Here is a 17,836-nt window from a genome sequence, read left to right on the forward strand (position 1 = left end):
TCGACCGTCTAGCTCTTTCCGTCCGCGCGGAGGCCGAGTTCTTTCATTTTCTGCTGGAGGCTTTGGCGCACCATGCCGATGGCGTCGGCGGTCTGGGAGATGTTGCCGCCGTGGCGCTCGAGGGCGCTCGTGAGGAAACGACGCTCGAAGTCCTCGATCGCACGGCGCTTCGCTTCACTGAAGGACGCCGTGCCGAGTCCCTTGGCATCAACCTGCGCGGGTGCGCCGAGGCGCAGGTCGGCTTCGTCGATCACGTCGTCCGACGCGAGAACCGCGGCTTGCTCGACCGCGTGGCGAAGCTCGCGGACGTTTCCTGGCCATGAATGCGCCGCGAGACGCGCCATCGCCCGCGCGCTGATCGAGCGCTTGTCGCGGCCGAGGCGCGTCGCGATTCGTTCCAGGAAACGGTTCACCAACGCGGGTAGATCCTCGAGCCGTTCGCGCAGCGGCGGCACGACGATTTCCACTACTTTGAGCCGGTAGTACAAATCCTCGCGGTAGCGCCCGCGTGCGACCTCGCCCTCGAGATCGCGGTGGGTGGCCGCCACCACGCGGACGTCGGCGACGATCGGGCGGTTGCCGCCCACGCGCTCGAAGGATCGCTCTTCGAGGACGCGGAGCACTTTCGCTTGCGTCTCCAGGGGCATGTCGCCAATTTCGTCGAGAAAGATGGTTCCGCCGCTGGCCGCTTCGAAACGGCCGATGCGACGGGCGCTCGCTCCGGTGAAGGCCCCCTTCTCGTGCCCGAAGAGCTCACTCTCGACGAGCTCGCGGCTGATGGCCGCACAATTCACGGCGACGAACGGGCGCGCCGCGCGCGGGCCGTGTTGGTGGATCGCTTGGGCGACGAGCTCCTTGCCGCTGCCGCTCTCGCCGCGCACGAGGACGGTCAGATCGGTCTCCGCGACCTTCTGGATCTGACTGAACACCGCGCGCATGGCGGGTCCGGCGCCGATGAGCGATGCGAAGCCATAATCGCGCGTCACCCGCTCGAGCAACAGGCGGTGTTCGCGCGCGAGGCGCGTTCGCTCGAGGGCGCGGCTTATCACCAACCGAATCTCGTCGTTGTCGAAGGGCTTCGGCACGTAATCCTCGGCGCCGCTCTTCATCGCCTGCACGGCGACCTTCTCCGATCCGTACGCCGTGATCATGACCACCGGCGTCTCCGGGCGCGCTTCCTTCGAGGCGCGAAGCACGTCCATTCCGCTCGGCCCTTCGCCGAGCGCAAGGTCCGTAATGACCAGATCGAAAACGCCTTCCTGAAGCTTGCGCAGCGCCTCCGCCCCATCGTGCGCCTGCTCGACCTCGTAACCTTGGCGCCGGAGCAGGCCGGCCAGTGCGAGTTGGATCGCGCGCTCGTCTTCCGCCACCAGAACGCGCGTGCTCAAGGACGCCCCTTCGGCAAGGTCAGTGTCATTTCGGTGCCCATCCCCGGCGCGCCGCACGCCTCCAGCGATCCGCCGTGGGCGTCGACGATCTTCTTGGAGACCGCCAACCCGAGCCCGGTCCCTGTCTTTTTCGACGTGTAGAACGGCTGGAAAAGGTGCGGAAGGCGGTCGGCCGGGATCCCTGGACCATTGTCGCGAATGCGCAACCAGACATCCGTCCGCGCAAGGTTCTCACCGGACGAGACCTCGATGCACGGCTCGAGCACCGAGCCTTCTTCCAGTGCGTCGAGCGCATTTTGGACGAGGTTGATGACGACGCGACGAATCTTCTCCGCATCGGCGCGCATCGCACCGTCGGTGTCGACGGTGCGCTTGACCGCCACGTTGCCCCGCGCCAAGCGATCGCGAAAGGTTTCCAGCGCTGAATCGACGATCTCGCTCATTTGCGTATCCCCCATGACGATCTCCTCGTCGCGGGCGAAGCGAAGGAGGTGCGCGATGGACCGCTCCACCCGGTCGAGCTCTTCGAGGGCGACCCGCGCGTACTCGACGTTGTCGAGCGACGAAGGGTCTTCTCCGATCTGCGCGACGAGGCTCTTTGCCGCCGTGATGGGGTTGCGAATCTCGTGGGCAATCGACGCCGACAGCTCCTCGAGCGAGCGCGCATGACGGCCTTCGAGGATGCGCCGCTCGGGCGTCATCATGGGCGCCAGCGGCGCCTCGGGCACTTTCTCGGCCCAGCGTTGCCGCAGCATGGGCGCAACGACCGCCGAGAATCCGTGACTGGCGAGACCTATTCCCCAGGAAAGCCCAAGGATGATCCCCGGCTTCAAGCCCGCGGTGAAGGCCACCAACGCGACCACCATCGAGAAAACGATGTAATGCGCAATGAACTTGATGCGCCGATTCACCATCTTCTGGTGAGCGCTCTCGACTTGGGACGCGACGGGCAACGGATTCGAGACCCCCTTTCGGAAAAGGCGCGACTTTACCACGTCGATGGCCCGTCGGGGTCGGGGACCAAGGAATGGCGCGCTTGCGTCGAGCGGAGGAGGACACGGCTCTCGAAAGGGACTCAGGGACATGCCGGCGCACTACGCAAGCGATGTGCCCGCACGCTCGCCCCCAAAAATGAGCAAGTCCCCGGGGTGAGGTGCAGGAAGAAACCTGCAGGTGCAGTACGCGCACTGCACCCGCAGGAACTCTAAAACCCTTCCCGCCTTCCCGCCTTCATGTTCAATCCATCCTTCTTTCAGCGTCCTAGGGAAAGTTCGGCAACTTGACGACCTGATTCGCCGTGTTGGCGGTGGCCCCCGTATCGTTGATGACGCGGTTGATGGTCCCCACGCCACCCAGCGATACCGTGACCAGGCCGTGGAAGCGCACGCCGGCGACCGCGGGCACCTCGAAGGCGCGGCTGGCCACGATGGATGGATTCACATTGAAGTAGCAGTAGCTACCCACGCCCCATGCCTCGTGGGTGGCGACCGAGTTGCCCACTTTGTATTGCGCCCAACCCTGGTTGCCGCCGCCGCTGGACCATGCGGCTTGGTTCGGCGGATCGTAGGGGAACTCGTTTTGGAAGAAGTACGTGCGGCCGCCGTTGCCGTTCCAGAGCACGTTGTATTGCTGGTAGTGCTCCACGAAAAGACCATACATGGTCACGTTCGCGCCATTGACCACGATGCCATTGGCCGCGGGGTTCGCCTCCCAGCCGGTGCCGTCGCCATGATCACCGCGCCAGAGCCAGAGATGGTCGCCAATCACGTTCTGGCTGTTCACCACCACGCTTTGCGTGGCGCGCCCCGGCCCTGCCCCGCCCACGCGCACGAAGAAGTCGTGCAGCGACGTGGGGTCGGACGCATGGCTCGCGTTGGAGCCCGGAGGGCCCACCTGCACGAGCACCGACGAATTGGTCGGCCCCGCGTCGACGAGCAATCCGGCGAGCTTCACGCCATCCACGTCGGCGATGGAAATGGCCGTCACACCATTGTCGGGAATCAACGTGGCGAGCCCGATGCCGAGGAGCACCGTGCCCGGGCGCGTGACGTTCAGCGACTGATTCAGATGGTAAATCCCCGGCGTGAAGAGCACATGCTTGCCCTCTTGCAGCGCCGTATTGATGAGCGCCGCCCCGCTCGAGGGGGAGGCCACGAAGAACTGGCTCAATGAAATCGGCGTCCCCGCCGGCGTGCCGTGTCCCCACGACGTGCCCGAGGAGTTCTGCCGCAGGGCAGGAACGAACACGTTGTAGCTCCCCGTCCCATCGAAATAGAGAAACGGCTTCTCCCGCACCACCGGCGTCTGACCAATGGTGGTCATGGGCGGAGTGGGGAACGATTGCGCAGGCGCGCCCGGCGTGCCCACGAACACCATGTTCCAATTGGCGCCGCTCCAGCCGTTCACCAGCTCGGAATTGCGCGTGAGAAACTGCTGCTGCGACCCCGATTCCACCAGGCCATCGATCTTCGAGTCGGCGATCAAGCCGCCGCTGGACCAACCGTCACCACCATTCCAAAGTTGCACCTGGCCGCGCAGGTGCATGCGCCGGTACGGGACCGCCTGCGACACCGCCCAGCGCTCGATCTGCCCCGCGGGCAACGTCACCGAGAGATTTTCCGCGTCGCGCCAGAAATTCTGCGTCGCGTTTCCTTTGTTGTTCGGATCGGTCCCCTGCTGCAGCCAATCCGCCTCGACGCGCACGTGGCCGTTGATGGTCACGTCGTCCGGCGATAGGCCCAGGCCGGATACCTGCGTGTAGAAACCGAGGTTCACGTCGGCGTTGTAACTGCCCGGTTTGAACAGAATGGCATACCGCTGCGTCCCGAACTGATTCGTGTGCTGCTGATTGAAAATCGTGTTCAGCCTGTTCTGCATATCCGGCTGCGACGACCCCGGCCCATACACGAAGACATTGGGTCCAAAGTTGGGATTCTTCGGATCCGTGGGCGGCACCGTCGATCCGCCGTCGCCGGCGTGCACGGCGACCTCGAAAAGCGAATACCCCCACTGCGTGGCGCGCTGCGTCCCATTGATGCGCACGTAACGTCCCGTGGCGCTGATGGGAATGACCTGCGAGCCGCCGCCGCTGGTGGTCGTGGTGTACGCGTTGCTCCAGGCATTGCCATCGGCGGAAACCTGGATTTGAAAGGCCGACGCATAGGCGGCCTCCCAGGTGAGATCGACCTGGCAAAGCGGCTGACTCGATCCCAAATCGATTTGGAGCCATTGCGGGTCGGAAAATTGACTCGACCAGCGCGTGCCGCCGTTACCATCGACGGCGGCGGAGGCGGGAAACGTGGCCGATTCGGTCGAAGATGCTGTGGCTGGCCGATTGGCCGCGATATTGGCGGCGCCGCATGCTGCCGAGGCAACGGACGGAACCAACTCCACCACGGCTGCTGCGGCCATGGCCACGAGCAACACGTCACGCTTGGGAAATACGAAGGCAGATCGCATGGGCACCTCGCAGGGGCTACATTGATGTCGCGCATCATTGTAGAAGGAGGCGCCGTTCGCAACGAGAACATAGCGCAAGCAAGGAACTTCGGGCCGCGGGCGCGTGTCGGCCGAATTTGCCCATGCAGGTTCCGTCGTCGAAAACGTTGGTGTGCGCCGTCGTGGCTCTAGCGCTCGTTGCATGCATGCACACGCACCGGGAGAAATGGCAACCACCGCCGCCCACCGAGCCGCCGGCGGTGGCCCCCACGGCTTCGCGGGCCCCGGTGCCGAGAACGACCACGCCCATGCCCGGGGAACCGATGACCTTCAGCGGTCTACTCGTATATCGCGTTGGTGTGGCCTCGGGCTTTCACGGGGATGAATGGCCCAAAGGTCCGACCATACAGCCTCGTACAAAAATTAGGAAAGCTTCCTAATTAATTAATTTCGACGAAAATTCGAAGCTAGTGTGGCCTCATGAAATACCTACTTCACGGCCTCGTCTTGGCGACGGTATGCGGCTGCACGGCGTCTTCGCGCCCGACGGGAGCGCCGGGTCCCGACACGTCGACGACCCGATTGGCAGGGTGGCAACTCGCGTGGTCCGATGAATTCGAACTTCCCGATGGCTCGCCGGTCGACCCCGCAACGTGGACGCACGAACTGGGCGGCGACGGCTGGGGGAACGAGGAGCTTCAGTATTATACGGACGGCACCGACAATGCCGTGATCCGCGGCGGTGCATTGGTCATGACCGCCAAGAGCGGGGCGTCGACCCATTCATGCTGGTATGGCGCGTGTCGGTATACGAGTGCGCGGCTCGTCACCAAAGGCAAGTTCGAGCCACGATACGGGCGCATCGAGGCGCGGATCCGCGTGCCCGCCGGCAAAGGCATGTGGCCGGCGTTCTGGTTGCTCGGTGCCAACATGGATAACGTGGGCTGGCCCCAGTGCGGGGAGATCGACGTCATGGAGAACGTCGGCCACGAGCCCCACGAGGTGTACGGAAGCCTCCACGGCGACGGCTACTCGAACGAAAACGGATTGATCACGGGCTACACGGTGCCGGGCGCGCCCCTCTCGGAGGCCTATCACCGTTACGCGGTCGAATGGGAAGCGGGCGCGATACGCTTTTACGTCGACGACGTACTTTACAGTACGCGCACCCCGGCGGATGTCCCGCCAGGCCGTGCATGGGCGTTCGACCACCCCTTTTACATCTTGCTCAACGTGGCCGTGGGCGGCACCTGGCCCGGCGATCCCGACGAGGCGACGCACTTTCCGCAGACCATGCAGGTCGACTGGGTGCGCGCCTACGTCAAATCGTGAACGATGCCTACTTGGTGACGAACGCTTTTTCGAGCAGGAACGTGCCGCGCTCGCCGCTGTTTCCTTCGGTGAAACCGCGTTCTTCGAGCAGGGTTTTGCAGTCGTGGTTCATGGCTTCGCTCCCGCAGAGCATGACGCGGTCGCGGCTGGGATGAAGCTCCGGCACGCCGAGATCGCGGAAGACACGGCCGCTGGAGATCATCGTCGTGATGCGCTCGTTCACGGGGTACGGCTCGCGCGTGACGGCGGGGTGGTAGATCAATTTGTCGCCGATGAGCTCCCCGAGGAGCTCGTGCGTCGCGAGGGCGCGGATGTCGTCGTGGTAGGCCAGCTCCGCGACGCGGCGGACGGTATGGCTCACGATGATGCGATCGAAACGCTCGTACACGTCGGGCGTGCGCAAAATGCTCATGAACGGGGCGAGCCCGGTGCCCGTGCCGAGCAACCAGAGGGTGCCGCCCGGTTCCAGGTTGCCGATCACCAACGTGCCCACGGGGCGCTTGCCGATGAGGACCGAATCGCCCGCCTTGATATGTTGGAGCTGGCTCGTCAAAGGCCCGTTCTCCACCTTGATGGAGAGAAATTCGAGCTGCTCCTCGTACGGCGCACTCACCACCGAATAGGCCCGCACCAGCGGCTTCCCATTCGACATCAGGCCAATCATGGTGAACTGGCCCGCCTCGAATCGGAACGCGCCGTTGCGCGTGCACTGAAAGCTAAAGAGGCTGTCCGTCCAGTGCCGTACGGATAACACGCGCTCGACGTAGTAATTGGGGGGGACGCGATCGACGAGGGAGGGCTGGGAGATTTGCATGGACGAGTCAGGCGGAGCCGAAGGGTGAGTGCCAGGCCGGCTTCCGATGGGCGCACTATGGCATGTTGAAAAGGAAAGTCAAAATCGTGTCTAGTATAACGAAGACATTTCTAGATGCAGCGCGTGACGCAACCACCAGCTAAGGTTTCTTCGACGTGATGTCCAGAGCCCAGAAACCGTCGAGGTTGCTTACCGTGCACGAGCAGGTCGCTCTTCAAGAAGGGGAGCTGCGGCTGGTGGTCGTTGCGGACACGCATAGCAAGCCGCATCCGCGTGCGAACGAGCTCATCATGAAAGAGCGGCCGCACCGTATCCTCCACGCGGGTGACATCGGCGATTTTTCCGTTTTGGATCAGTTCGCTACCATCGCGCCGCTCTCGGCCGTGCGCGGGAACATCGATGGCCAGGGTGATGACATCCCCGACGTCCGCATCCTCGACGTGCGCGACGGCGAGACGAGCCTGTGGAAGCTGCTCTTGCTCCACATCGCGGTGAACGGGCCCAAGCTTCGCGCGGACGCGGTGAGGCTGGCCACGGCCGAGGATGCCTCCGTGGTGGTCTGCGGGCACTCCCACGTGCCCTTCCTGGGCCGAGACCGCGGGCTGGTGATGTTCAACCCAGGTTCGATTGGCCCGCGGCGTTTTCAACTGCCGATCCTTTTCGGCGTGATTCACATCCAGCGCGATCGCGTGGAGATGCGCCACATCGACTGCGAATCGGGCAACGTGTGGCGACCTTGAAACCTGTGCTACGGAAACAGCCGTGAGCTCGTTCTACCTACGCCAATTGCTGGTCGGTCGCGATATCGGACAGGGAAACATCGCCGGTACGCAGATGCGAAACTTCGTTTACTTGATTGGAGATCGGGACGCTGGCGAATGCCTGGTGGTCGATCCGGCGTGGGACGTCGAGGGCATTGCAGCTCGCGCCACGGAAGACGGCATGAAGATCACCGGGGCGTTGGTGACGCACTATCACCCCGATCACGTCGGGGGCTCGCTCTTCGGGCATAGCATCGAGGGCCTTTCGCGCCTGCTCGAGGTGGCACCGTGCCCGGTCCACGTGCACAAGAACGAGGCGGAGGGGGTGCGCAAGGTCACCGGCCTGTCCGCGACGGATCTCGTGTCGCACGAGGGCAACGATCGCGTGAAGGTGGGCGCGGTCGAGGTGGAACTGCTGCACACCCCCGGGCATACGCCGGGCTCGCAGTGCTTCCGCGTGGGCGATGCGCTGGTCTCGGGCGACACGCTCTTCCTGCAGGGCTGCGGGCGCGTGGACCTTCCGGGCGGCGATCCCGAGGAGATGCGCCGCACCCTGCAGCAACGCCTGGCGCGCCTTCCCGACGAGATGGTGCTCTATCCGGGCCATGCCTACGGCGGGGAGCATGCGCCGCTGTCCGAAGTGCGAAAGATTAATCCGGTCTTCCGCTAGCGCATAGCGCGTGCCCGCCGAGGGTGTCCGGGACAGGCGCAAAAGCGTCCCGGACAGGGCGAGCGCCCGCGCGGACGGCTATTTTTGCGGTGGGTGGCGTTGGCCCCGAATTGGCACTGGCGGGGGTCAGACGTTGATGCGCGGTGCTCCGGACTCCGCGCCCCAAGGTCGCAGACTGAGATGATGGGTTGCCACAAGGTACGAGCGGGAGGCAACAGCCCTCCACGTGCCCGTTGATAGCGAGGAGCCACTCCTCCGGGAGCCTCGCCAGCGGGAGCCACACGTAGAGCGGTGACGGGAAACGCTGCGGGCGTGGACCGGTGGCCAGAAACCTCGTTGGGGAAGCAGCACACAACTGCTCGCATCCACCGGAACTCTTCTACCCTCATTTTTGTCTGGCAGAGAGAAGGCCAGAAGAAGATCGTCTGAGGTTGCGCGGAGCGCGCGATCACGCACTCGTTTGTACGCCGCCCCCGTGGAGGTCGAAGAAACGGCGAGGCCGCAACAGGAACGGTCGAGCGCGCGTTACCTTGCGAGGCCCCAATCTTGAATGGGAACACGCATGCCGCGGCTTCGACGCCTAAGCCTATCGGCGGCGCTCACACTCGCCGTGGGATGCCGCAATGCGCCGGCCCCGGCGCCTGCCGCGGAAACGACGACGGCCGCGGACGTGTCCGCCCCGTCGCCGGACGATGCTCCGTACGCCGAAGCGCGCACTGTGGATGTGCCGGGAGATCTCCCGGTTTTCTACGTTGCTGGACGCCGCAACACCACCGAGCGCATGGTCTTCCTCCACGGTGCGTGCACACATGGCCTCGGCTACATCCAGGCCTTCCAGACCACCGCACGAACGCGCGGCTCGCTGATGGCGCTTCAAGGTGAGCACGATTGCGGCCGCGGCATGCGAAGCTGGTCGTGGGATCTCGAGAAGCTCGACGCGCGCATCGACGCAGGATTCCGCGCCGCCCGTGACGAGAGAGCCGGCCCCATCGTGGCCATCGGCTATTCGCAGGGCGCGCTGGTCGCGGAGAAACTGGCGGCCAAGTATCCATCGAAGTACCGACGCATCATTCTCATGGGCGCGCCGCGCACCGCGGATGCGCGATCGCTCACGAAGCTGGAGGGCGCGGTGCTCATGGCGGGCACATTCGACAACCGCGCCGTGATGAAGGAGGGCGTGGCCGCGCTAACGCGTACGAACGTGCCCGCAACGTTCATCGAGATCCCCAACGCCCGCCACGGGGCGCTGCTCGAAGGGGAGCGCATCATGGACGAGGCGTTCACGTGGCTGCAGACCCACGCGAAGGGCGCGACGGGCAACGAGGCGACGGCGCGGGAAAAGCCGGAAAAGCTGGAGCCACTGCGCGCCAATTGGCTCGAGACGCTGGACCTAGGAAACGGCGACCAAGCCGTCGTGTCCGTCCCGATGGGCGCCACCGAGCCGCGTCCGCTCATGCTCGCGATGCACGGTGCCGGCGATCGCCATGATTGGGCCTGCGGCGGATGGCGCCTGGGAAACGATGCCTACCCGTTCATCGTGTGCCCGCGCGGGACGCCCATGGGCGGCAACGTCTACGCCTGGAGCAGCGCGGAGCAAATCGAGCGACTCGGGTTGCAGGCCATCGAGGAGGTGCGCCGCCGCTACGGCTCCTACGTCGCCACGACCCCTGTCACCTACGCCGGCTTCTCCCAGGGCGCCACCGCCGCGGCGCCCTTCCTCGTGCGCCGCGCCTCCGAGTTTCCCACGATCCTTCTCGCCGAAGGCGCCTACGCCTCCACAGCCTCCCCGGACTTCGCCCGCCGTCTCGCCCGCGGCGGGGTCCAGCGCGTCGTGCTGGTCTGCGGCACGGGCCACTGCTTCGAAAACGCCCGCCGCGCGCGCCCGGTGTTGGAGCGGGCGGGCCTCACGGTCTTCGTCGGGGGCGACGCGTCCTCGGGCCACAATTTGAATCTTCCGATGCAAAGGGCCCTCCGCAGATCCTGGAAACCGTGGTTCGACGGCGTCCCCGGCTGGTCTCAGTTTCCCGAATAGCGCCACCCGAGCCACGGCGACAGCGTCGCAAACGGCAACATCCACGCATCGGTGGGATCGGTCACCGCCACCACCGGCCGCACCCCGGGCAAGCCGTGACCATGCACAAAAGCCATGGCAGCCCGCCACGGCCATTGAAGAACCGCGAGCGCGTGCCGATAGAACGCCGTGCCCGTGGGGTCGATTTTGATCCATGCGAACACCACCGCCGTGATGAGCGCGCACGCGACCAGCAAAGCCACTCCCTTGGCCCGCCGCAACACAACGCCGCTCAGCGCCGCAAGCAGCACGGGAAAAAACACGAGCCCCGCAGCATCGGATAGCTTGCCCGTGAGAAACCCGGGCCAGTGCGCTTTGAGCACGTGGTCGTTGAGGATCAACACGGCCACCGACGCCATCATCAGCGGATGGGCGATGAGCACGATGTACAGCGGCGCCGTGCGATCCGACGAAGGTGTCACGGGGTTCTCTCCGCTTCCTCGACGGAGGGCCCGTAAATGGAGAAGAAGTTCGGTCGGACCGCGGGAGCGGGACAAGGCGTGCCTTCGCAGAGCCTCTCGAGAATGACGGCCACCTTCCAGCGCTGACTCTCGAAGGACTGCCCCTTCGTGGCATGGATCGAGACGTCGAAAAAGTTGTCGCTGCTATCTCCAACCGACACGGACTCGATGCGTGAAACATCGTTGGCCGATTCCGGATACGCTTCGAACCGCAGTGTGCCCGGGCCCTCAGGCACCACGGCATCCACAGTCACCCAGTCGAGCGACTCGATCGTCGCAAAAAAATCGACCTTACCCTCCGCCCTGCCGCGTTGATCGACCGTGATCTCGACCTCGTCCCGGGCGGACGACACGAACAGAGGCGTGGGGTTGAGAAGCTGGACGGATGCGCCGCCAGGCGGATCGCATGTGTCGTCCTGGCACCCGTCACAATCGCCCGTTGCAGTGATCCGCTCGATGCGCTCGCCCGGAAAAACGACGAACCCCTGCCCCACCGCGTCTTCGGGTTTGTCCGTCTTCCATTTCCAGGGACGCCCCGTGATACCCCGATTCAACGTAACGATGACCTTGGAGTTCGACTCCACTTTGTAACGATAGGCTTGTCCCTGCGGCGGCGACGTTTCGGGAGGCAGCGTCGCGTCGAGACGCCATCCCTCCGGAGCCGACGTCGCCAGTGACGCAAACGCCGCTGCGGTCAAACCGATCCGAATGCGCCAAGGCGACACGGGCTTGTTCATGCTCGCGGAAAAGCACGATACGGGCCGCGCAGAGAAAGGAACGATCCGCGAACGAGAACGAATGGGTGTGCAATCGCGTCGACACCTGACGCGATCGCATTGTCATGCGCTACTGGCCGCAGAGGCTTGGCGCGGGATGCGCGCTGCAGTAACTCGCATCGCTTGGTGGCGAGATCGCCAGCACCGCAGTTTGCGATACGAGGCGCGGGCGCGCGCCGCAGGTGTCGGCGGTGGCTGGCTGCTCCGACGCCGCGCAAACACCCGCCTCGTTCGGCGTCGTCCATGCTTGGCCGGTGGGGTACACCACGTTCATCGCGTAGGCGCCCGTCGGCAAGCAGCCGTACGCCAAGTCCATCGGCCGACGGAACTTGGCCGTCAATGCCGCTTTGAACGCGGCCTCGTCGGCCACGATGCGGTTGCCCGCCTTGTCGGTGTCGTGCGTAATCACCACCACGCCGGGCTTGGTCACGTCGAGCGGATCCAGGCAGATCACCGAGGGGCGCACGGCCACGATGGCCTCTCCCAAAGGATCCCGCAGATCTGTCGGCGCGGTCGCCGTGCTGGCGATATCTTTGTAGATGGTCAGGCCCTGCGAAATCACGACGGGGCCCGACACCACGCGCGACGGCGTCTTCGGGATCTTCGCGAACACCACCATCGGATAGAGCGACGGCAACGTCGAATCGGGAACGTGATCCGCCGCGTCGATGGTTCCATTGCCATCGACGTCCTCGCGCGTATAAATCAGCGCCGTCCCGTTCCGCACGGGAAACGAGAAAGGCCGATTGGACGCCTCGTCCACCTCCGTCGCAGGCACCCCTGCCCCGAGGCGCACCCGAACGAACGACTGCTCCAGCGCGGCAGGATCCGCCGGATCGACCTTCGCCAATTGGAAGTCCGCCGGCATGACCACCTGAAGTGGATTGTCATTCGGCACCGGCTTGGGATTGAGAACCTCCCTCGAATGGAAGATCGGCCGCTCCGTCGGCAGCGGCAGCCCCAGGGTTACCGCGACTTCACCGATCTTCGCGCCATCGGGGCCTATTTGCCAAACGCCGGGCGACCGCTGCGTACCCAGCGCAAGCTGGCGATAGCGCGGCGCTTTGCCCGTTGCCACCTCGGCAGCGTTTTCGATGGCGCCACCGGCAACGTCCCCGCGCGTCGGCAAATTCGATATCGAAAACGATGGATCGAAGTTCCCATCGCGATCGTAGAAGCCTCGCACTTGGTACACCCCGCCCGCGAGCGGCCCCACGGACCACGTGGCGCTCACCGTCACCGGGGGCGTCGACGCCTCGGGACACCAGCGCGAGCCATTGGAATGGAACGTCAGCGAACCACGAACACTGGCAAACAACGTCTCACCCGCCACGACGTTGAAGCTGGCCGCCGAGCGCCCCACGCCCTCGGGCGGCGGCAGCAGACGCACGTCCAGCACCAGGAGATTCGCCGCGCCGAGCACACGGCCGTTCTCCGTGCACGGCAACGCGCCCGTGTACGTCACCGTCCCCTCGAGCGCCCCCGACGCCTGCCCGTATTGATCCGATGCGAGAAAGATGTCCGGATCGCCGCACGCCCCGAAGGCGAGCGACCCCAGAACCACTGCGAGCGCCCGGCCAATTGTCGACTTGTGGGAAATCATTTCCAAGCTCATAGCGAGTACGTGAAGAAAGCCATGAAACGGCGCCCGATTCGATTTCCATAGGGATGCATCTGCAATGGATCGCTGTCCGAATCCCCCAACAGGTTGAAGACGGTTCCGGAGATTTCCGCCTTGTCTTTGTAAAATCGATACCCCAACCGGGCATTGAGCAGCATGTAGGCGCGCACGTCGAATTGCTGGTACACGACGCCGTCGGCCGTGGCGATCTTCTCCTGCCAGACTTGGGCCGATTGGTAGTGCCAGCTGACCTCACCGTTCAGGCCCATTTTGGTACGAACCTGGACACCCGCGTTGACCTTGTGCCGGCTGGTGCGCTTGTCCTCGGGGATGGCGCACGACGACGGCTTGTCCTGCGTCGACACGTTCAAGGCGTAATTGGCGAAGACGTCGAGCCCTTCCACCGGATACACGCGCGCGCCGAGCTCACCGCCGCCGACGTTGTGCGTATCGCACTGATTGGTAAAACCGCCGAACGTCGCAATGTAGCGCCCCGCGCTCGGATCGAAGCCGCCCGCGCCGCGCAGGCGGTCGGAAAGGGTGACGTTGCGGTTGTCCTGCACCGCAATGAGATCGGTGACCCGCTGGTAATACGCGGTCACGTCGAACTCGAACAAATCGCTCTGCTGATTGAGATAGCCAATTTCCGCCGAGATGATTTGCTCCGGCTGCAGCCGGCTGCCATCTTCGCGACCATTGCCCGAATAATAGAGGGCGCCGGGCACGCTGAGCATGATCGGCAATCCGACGTACGCCTCGAGGAAGCTCGGCGAGCGGAAGGCGGAAGCCCCCACCAGGCGAAACGCCTGCCGATCCGTGGGCTTGTAGATGACCGAGGCACGCGCCGAGGGGACGATCTTCTTCAGGTACGGGACGTAGTCGAGACGCCCCGAGCCCACGATGTTGAATTGCTTGCCGAAGTGAATCGAATCTTGAACGTACGTCGAGCCGTGGTGCTCGATGTCGTTGCCGCGCAGGTACTCCCAGCTGACGTCTTTGAGGCGATAGCCCAGCCCGAAGTGAACGTCGTGCGTGATGTTCTCGCCGAAGGTACCGACGAACTCCGCCTCGGTGTTGAACACGTTCTGGCGAGGATGCGACGTATAGAGCGTATGGCCGATGTAATCGTACGCGGCCTGGCCGGTGCCCGACAGGCGGGTGAAGTACGTGCGGGCGTTGAAGTTCTTGCTCTTGAAGTCGACGGTGATGTCGCCGTTCGCCGCGTCGAAGTTGTACTCGTTCAGCGGGCCGATGCCGTACACATCGAGCTTGCTGTTCGCGTAGCCGCCGCCGACGTCCAAGGACATGTCCTTGCCGAAGCGCTTCGACGTGCGAATGTCGATGCGCTGCGACTCGGCGCCGGTGAATTGATTGACCGGCGCGAAGAGCACGTCGGAGCGCCCGCCGTCGATCTCACGCGTCCATTTGGGGTAGCGCGTGTAGCCGGCGGAAATGCGGTATCCAATGTCGCCCTGGCGGCCGGTGGCCCATGCCGAGCCATAGGCCTGTTGCTGATCACCATAGCCCACGCGCAAACCGGGTTTCCCCTCGCCCGGGGCAATGGGAATGATGTTGATGACGCCGGCGAAGGCATTGGCACCGTAAAGCGCCGATCCCGGCCCGCGAATGATTTCGATGCGCTCGATTTGGTCGACGTCGATGGACAGCAGCTCCCAGAAGGTGGAGCCGAGAATGTCGTTGTAGACCGAACGCCCGTTGACCAAAACGAGGACTTTGTTCGCCAGGCGGCTATTGAAGCCGCGCATCGAGACGTTGCTGTCGCCCCCGGTGATCTCCATGACGTCCATCCCAGCGACGCGGCGGAGCAGCTCGGGGATGCGCGTGATGCCGGACAGGCGAATGTCCTGCTGCGTGATGACCGTCGTCGAGCTGGGCGCATCGAGCGGGCTTTGCTTGCCGCGCGAGGCGGTAATGATCGTCTCTTCGTAGACGTCTTCCGTGCGCGCCTCGCCGACGATGGCCTGGGGGATGGGCGCGGCGGGTTTTTGCGGCTCGGTGGACTTTGCCTCCGCCGGCTTGGGGGGAGTCGGCACCTCGCCCGGGGCAATGGGCGTAGGCCCCGCGGGCTCGGGCGCCGGCGGCTTCGTTTCGGCGACCTTTTGCGCCGCGAGCCGGTCCTCCAATTGCGCGAGCACCAATTCGACCTCGACCCGATCGGGCGGATTGGTGGCAATGTATTCTTTGTAGCCCGCGACCGCCGTATCGAGCTCTCCCGCCTCGGCGCGCGCGCGGGCGATGTTGAACACGACATTGGGGTGCGGGAGTATCTCGTTCGCCTTTTCCAGTTCCGCGATGCCCTCGGCATATCGCTTTTGCTGGACCAATTGCATTCCATTCTTGAAATGCCGGCGAGCTTCCGTTCGGGCGTCCGCCAGGGCGCTCGAGGAAACGAGAATGCTCAGCAAAAAGGCGAACCCGGAGGCGCACCTTCTCGAGGCATATGCCCGCAGCCCCGGCTTGGAGGGCCGCTCTTGGCGCACTGCAATTTTGAAATTGCTCACTAGTAGGGATCTGGCTTGTAGGGATCGGGCTTGAACGAGCTACCCGGATCTCCCTTGGGGACATCCGGCCTCTTGCGAGGAGACTGCGGGACGGCCACCGGAACGAGCGTGACGCTGATGCTTTCCGCCCTGGGATCGACGGAAAGAGGAGACGGTTTGAAACCTTTTTTCTCCATCGTGAACCGATGCTCTCTCGTGGCCTTCTGGCCGGAGAGCATCACATCACATGGGGTGCTCGCGCAAAGTTCTTGTCCATCTTCCGACACAATGGCGCCTGGGGGATCGCTCTCCACGTGGATGACACGCGGGGCGGCACTGGCCGACGGTGCAACGGGCGCTGGCGCGGCGACTTCTTGCGCGCTGGCATTTGGCGCCTTGTGCGCCGGCGGCGTTGCGGCCATGGCCGCGGCCGACTCACGCTGTTGCGACATCAAATGCACGACGGCGGCAACGGCACCTGCGCCCACGAGCAAGGTGCCCCCGAGGAGCACGCCAATCAGCGCCTTCCGCCCCGTCGACCCCACCAGCACCGGCGGGTCATCGGGCCGTCGCACGAGCACCGTCTTCTCGCTCGACGGCGGCACCGGAATGTGCGGCCGCACACCGGGCCCCAACCCGTGTGCTGCTGCCCCGTGTGGTCCTGACGGTTGATCGGGAGATAGGAACGGATGGCGCGGCGAGGCAAAGGGCCCGCTCACATCGATGGAACCATCTTCCGAGAGGCCCTTGATGGCGAGCAAGAGGGCGCTCATCGAGGCGAACCGGCGCGCTGGATCTTTCTCCAGACAGCGGTACACGATGGCTTCCATCTGCGGCGAAAATGCCAGCGAGGGCGCCATCGAGTGCATGTTCGGGAGCGGGTCGTTCACGTGGGCCATCAGCGTGGCGATGTTCGCGCCACCGCGGTCGTACGGCACCTTCCCGGTGAGCATCTCGAAGAGCATGATGCCCAGCGAATAAACGTCCGCGCGGGGCGTAAGGGCCAGACCGAGGATCTGCTCGGGCGCCATGTACTTGGGCGACCCCATGAACACGCCTTCTTGCGTGTGATCCTGCGCGTCCGTGGTCACGTCTTTGACGAGACCGAAGTCGAGCACCTTGACGTTGTCGCGCTCGTCGCCCTTGTTCGTCAGCATGATGTTGCCGGGCTTGAGATCCCGGTGCACCACGCCGAGGCCATGCGCCTCGCGCAAAGAGCGACAGATCTGCGCCGCAATATGCCGCACGCGCTCCTCGGGAAGCGGCCCATCGTCGCGCAGCGCGATCGAGAGGGTGCGCCCCTCGATGTACTCCATGGCGATGTAATAGATCTCTTCGTTCTCGGACTTGCCGTAGTCGAAGATGGTGACCGTATTGGAGTGCGTGAGCTTCGCGGCCGTGGAGGCTTCGAGGAAGAAGCGCCTGCGGAACTCCGGATCGTCCTCGCCGTCGTAGCGCGGGCTCAGAATTTTCAGCGCGCACACACGCCCGAGCGGCGCCTGCTCCGCGCGATAGACTTTGCCCATACCACCGCGCGCAATCACCGCGTCGATGCGGTAACGGCCATTGATGGTGCGACCAATGAGCGGATCGGGCCCCGACTGGCGAGCCGCGCCCACGACGCCGCCCGTTCCACCGGCCCCACCTGAGGAATGCTGAGGACCTCGTGCATTCATCGGATTCTCGGCGTTGGCCCCTCCTCCTTGACGCCTATCGGACATGGCTTCACGGTGCTTCGACTCGGTTGTTCAGCTAGATCGCAAGAGTTTGCTGAGACCGATTCCCGATGTCAAATCCGAAACAAAGAATCGATCTACTCGTGAACGCTATCCTGGCCCCCTGATGTAGTAAACGCGCCCACCCATTGGGGGTCGCGACCACCGTGTTTGGCCCAGCATAGCCCAGCGCCGCGCCTCAGTGACAGCACGGTCATGCCCCGCGGGCGCGCAAGATCGTTCGCGGCGGGATTTTTAGCGTGCGCAACGGTGGCCCGCCGCTTGCGC

General features: G+C 64.4%; 13 protein-coding genes. 4 read left to right on the forward strand and 9 right to left on the reverse strand.

The features are described 5' to 3' along the window. Positions 1-8: 8 nt before the first annotated feature. From LVJ94_28445 to LVJ94_28455, 3 genes are all read right to left on the reverse strand, one after another. Positions 9-1,388 (reverse strand): sigma-54 dependent transcriptional regulator, encoded by a 1,380-nt coding sequence (locus LVJ94_28445; protein WXB00840.1) that lies wholly within the window; start codon positions 1,386-1,388, stop codon positions 9-11. Further along, on the reverse strand, positions 1,385-2,341 hold the full coding sequence (locus tag LVJ94_28450) for a HAMP domain-containing histidine kinase (GenBank protein WXB00841.1): 957 nt from the start codon (positions 2,339-2,341) through the stop codon (positions 1,385-1,387). The genes LVJ94_28445 and LVJ94_28450 overlap by 4 nt, the downstream gene beginning before the upstream one ends. 307 nt (positions 2,342-2,648) lie before the next feature. Further along, positions 2,649-4,847 (reverse strand): discoidin domain-containing protein, encoded by a 2,199-nt coding sequence (locus tag LVJ94_28455; protein ID WXB00842.1) that lies wholly within the window; start codon positions 4,845-4,847, stop codon positions 2,649-2,651. 459 nt (positions 4,848-5,306) lie between these two features. Here LVJ94_28455 and LVJ94_28460 point away from each other — a divergent pair, with 459 nt between their 5' ends. Continuing rightward, entirely contained in the window at positions 5,307-6,158 is an 852-nt protein-coding gene (locus LVJ94_28460) for a glycoside hydrolase family 16 protein (protein WXB00843.1), read from the forward strand. Between the two features lie 7 nt (positions 6,159-6,165). Here the strand turns inward: LVJ94_28460 and LVJ94_28465 are convergent, their stop codons facing one another. After that, a complete protein-coding gene (locus tag LVJ94_28465) occupies positions 6,166-6,972 on the reverse strand; it encodes a ferredoxin--NADP reductase (protein ID WXB00844.1) in 807 nt (268 codons plus the stop codon). 158 nt (positions 6,973-7,130) lie between these two features. Here LVJ94_28465 and LVJ94_28470 point away from each other — a divergent pair, with 158 nt between their 5' ends. The 3 genes from LVJ94_28470 (at position 7,131) to LVJ94_28480 (ending at position 10,435) form a co-directional block, all read left to right on the forward strand. Beyond that, entirely contained in the window at positions 7,131-7,712 is a 582-nt protein-coding gene (locus LVJ94_28470; GenBank protein ID WXB10757.1) for a metallophosphatase family protein, read from the forward strand. A 22-nt stretch (positions 7,713-7,734) separates the two neighbouring features. Next, positions 7,735-8,403, forward strand: a complete 669-nt coding sequence (locus tag LVJ94_28475) for an MBL fold metallo-hydrolase (GenBank protein WXB00845.1) — start codon at positions 7,735-7,737, stop codon at positions 8,401-8,403. 562 nt (positions 8,404-8,965) lie between these two features. Then, positions 8,966-10,435, forward strand: a complete 1,470-nt coding sequence (locus LVJ94_28480; GenBank protein ID WXB00846.1) for an alpha/beta hydrolase — start codon at positions 8,966-8,968, stop codon at positions 10,433-10,435. Here the strand turns inward: LVJ94_28480 and LVJ94_28485 are convergent. The 5 genes from LVJ94_28485 to LVJ94_28505 form a co-directional block, all read right to left on the reverse strand. Continuing rightward, positions 10,420-10,896: a hypothetical protein gene (locus LVJ94_28485; GenBank protein ID WXB00847.1), complete on the reverse strand. Its 477-nt coding sequence runs from the start codon at positions 10,894-10,896 to the stop codon at positions 10,420-10,422. The genes LVJ94_28480 and LVJ94_28485 overlap by 16 nt on opposite strands. Further along, positions 10,893-11,672, reverse strand: coding sequence for a hypothetical protein (locus LVJ94_28490; protein ID WXB00848.1), 780 nt, complete (start codon positions 11,670-11,672; stop codon positions 10,893-10,895). Before LVJ94_28490 ends, LVJ94_28485 begins: the two co-directional genes overlap by 4 nt. 109 nt (positions 11,673-11,781) lie before the next feature. Continuing rightward, positions 11,782-13,314: a hypothetical protein gene (locus LVJ94_28495; protein ID WXB00849.1), complete on the reverse strand. Its 1,533-nt coding sequence runs from the start codon at positions 13,312-13,314 to the stop codon at positions 11,782-11,784. Between the two features lie 8 nt (positions 13,315-13,322). Continuing rightward, on the reverse strand, positions 13,323-15,683 hold the full coding sequence (locus tag LVJ94_28500; protein WXB00850.1) for a TonB-dependent receptor plug domain-containing protein: 2,361 nt from the start codon (positions 15,681-15,683) through the stop codon (positions 13,323-13,325). Between the two features lie 170 nt (positions 15,684-15,853). Next, a complete protein-coding gene (locus LVJ94_28505) occupies positions 15,854-17,554 on the reverse strand; it encodes a protein kinase (GenBank protein WXB00851.1) in 1,701 nt (566 codons plus the stop codon). Positions 17,555-17,836 lie beyond the last annotated feature (282 nt).

It is taken from the genome of Sorangiineae bacterium MSr11367, from assembly GCA_037157805.1.
Lineage (GTDB): Bacteria > Myxococcota_A > Polyangia > Polyangiales > Polyangiaceae > Pendulispora > Pendulispora rubella.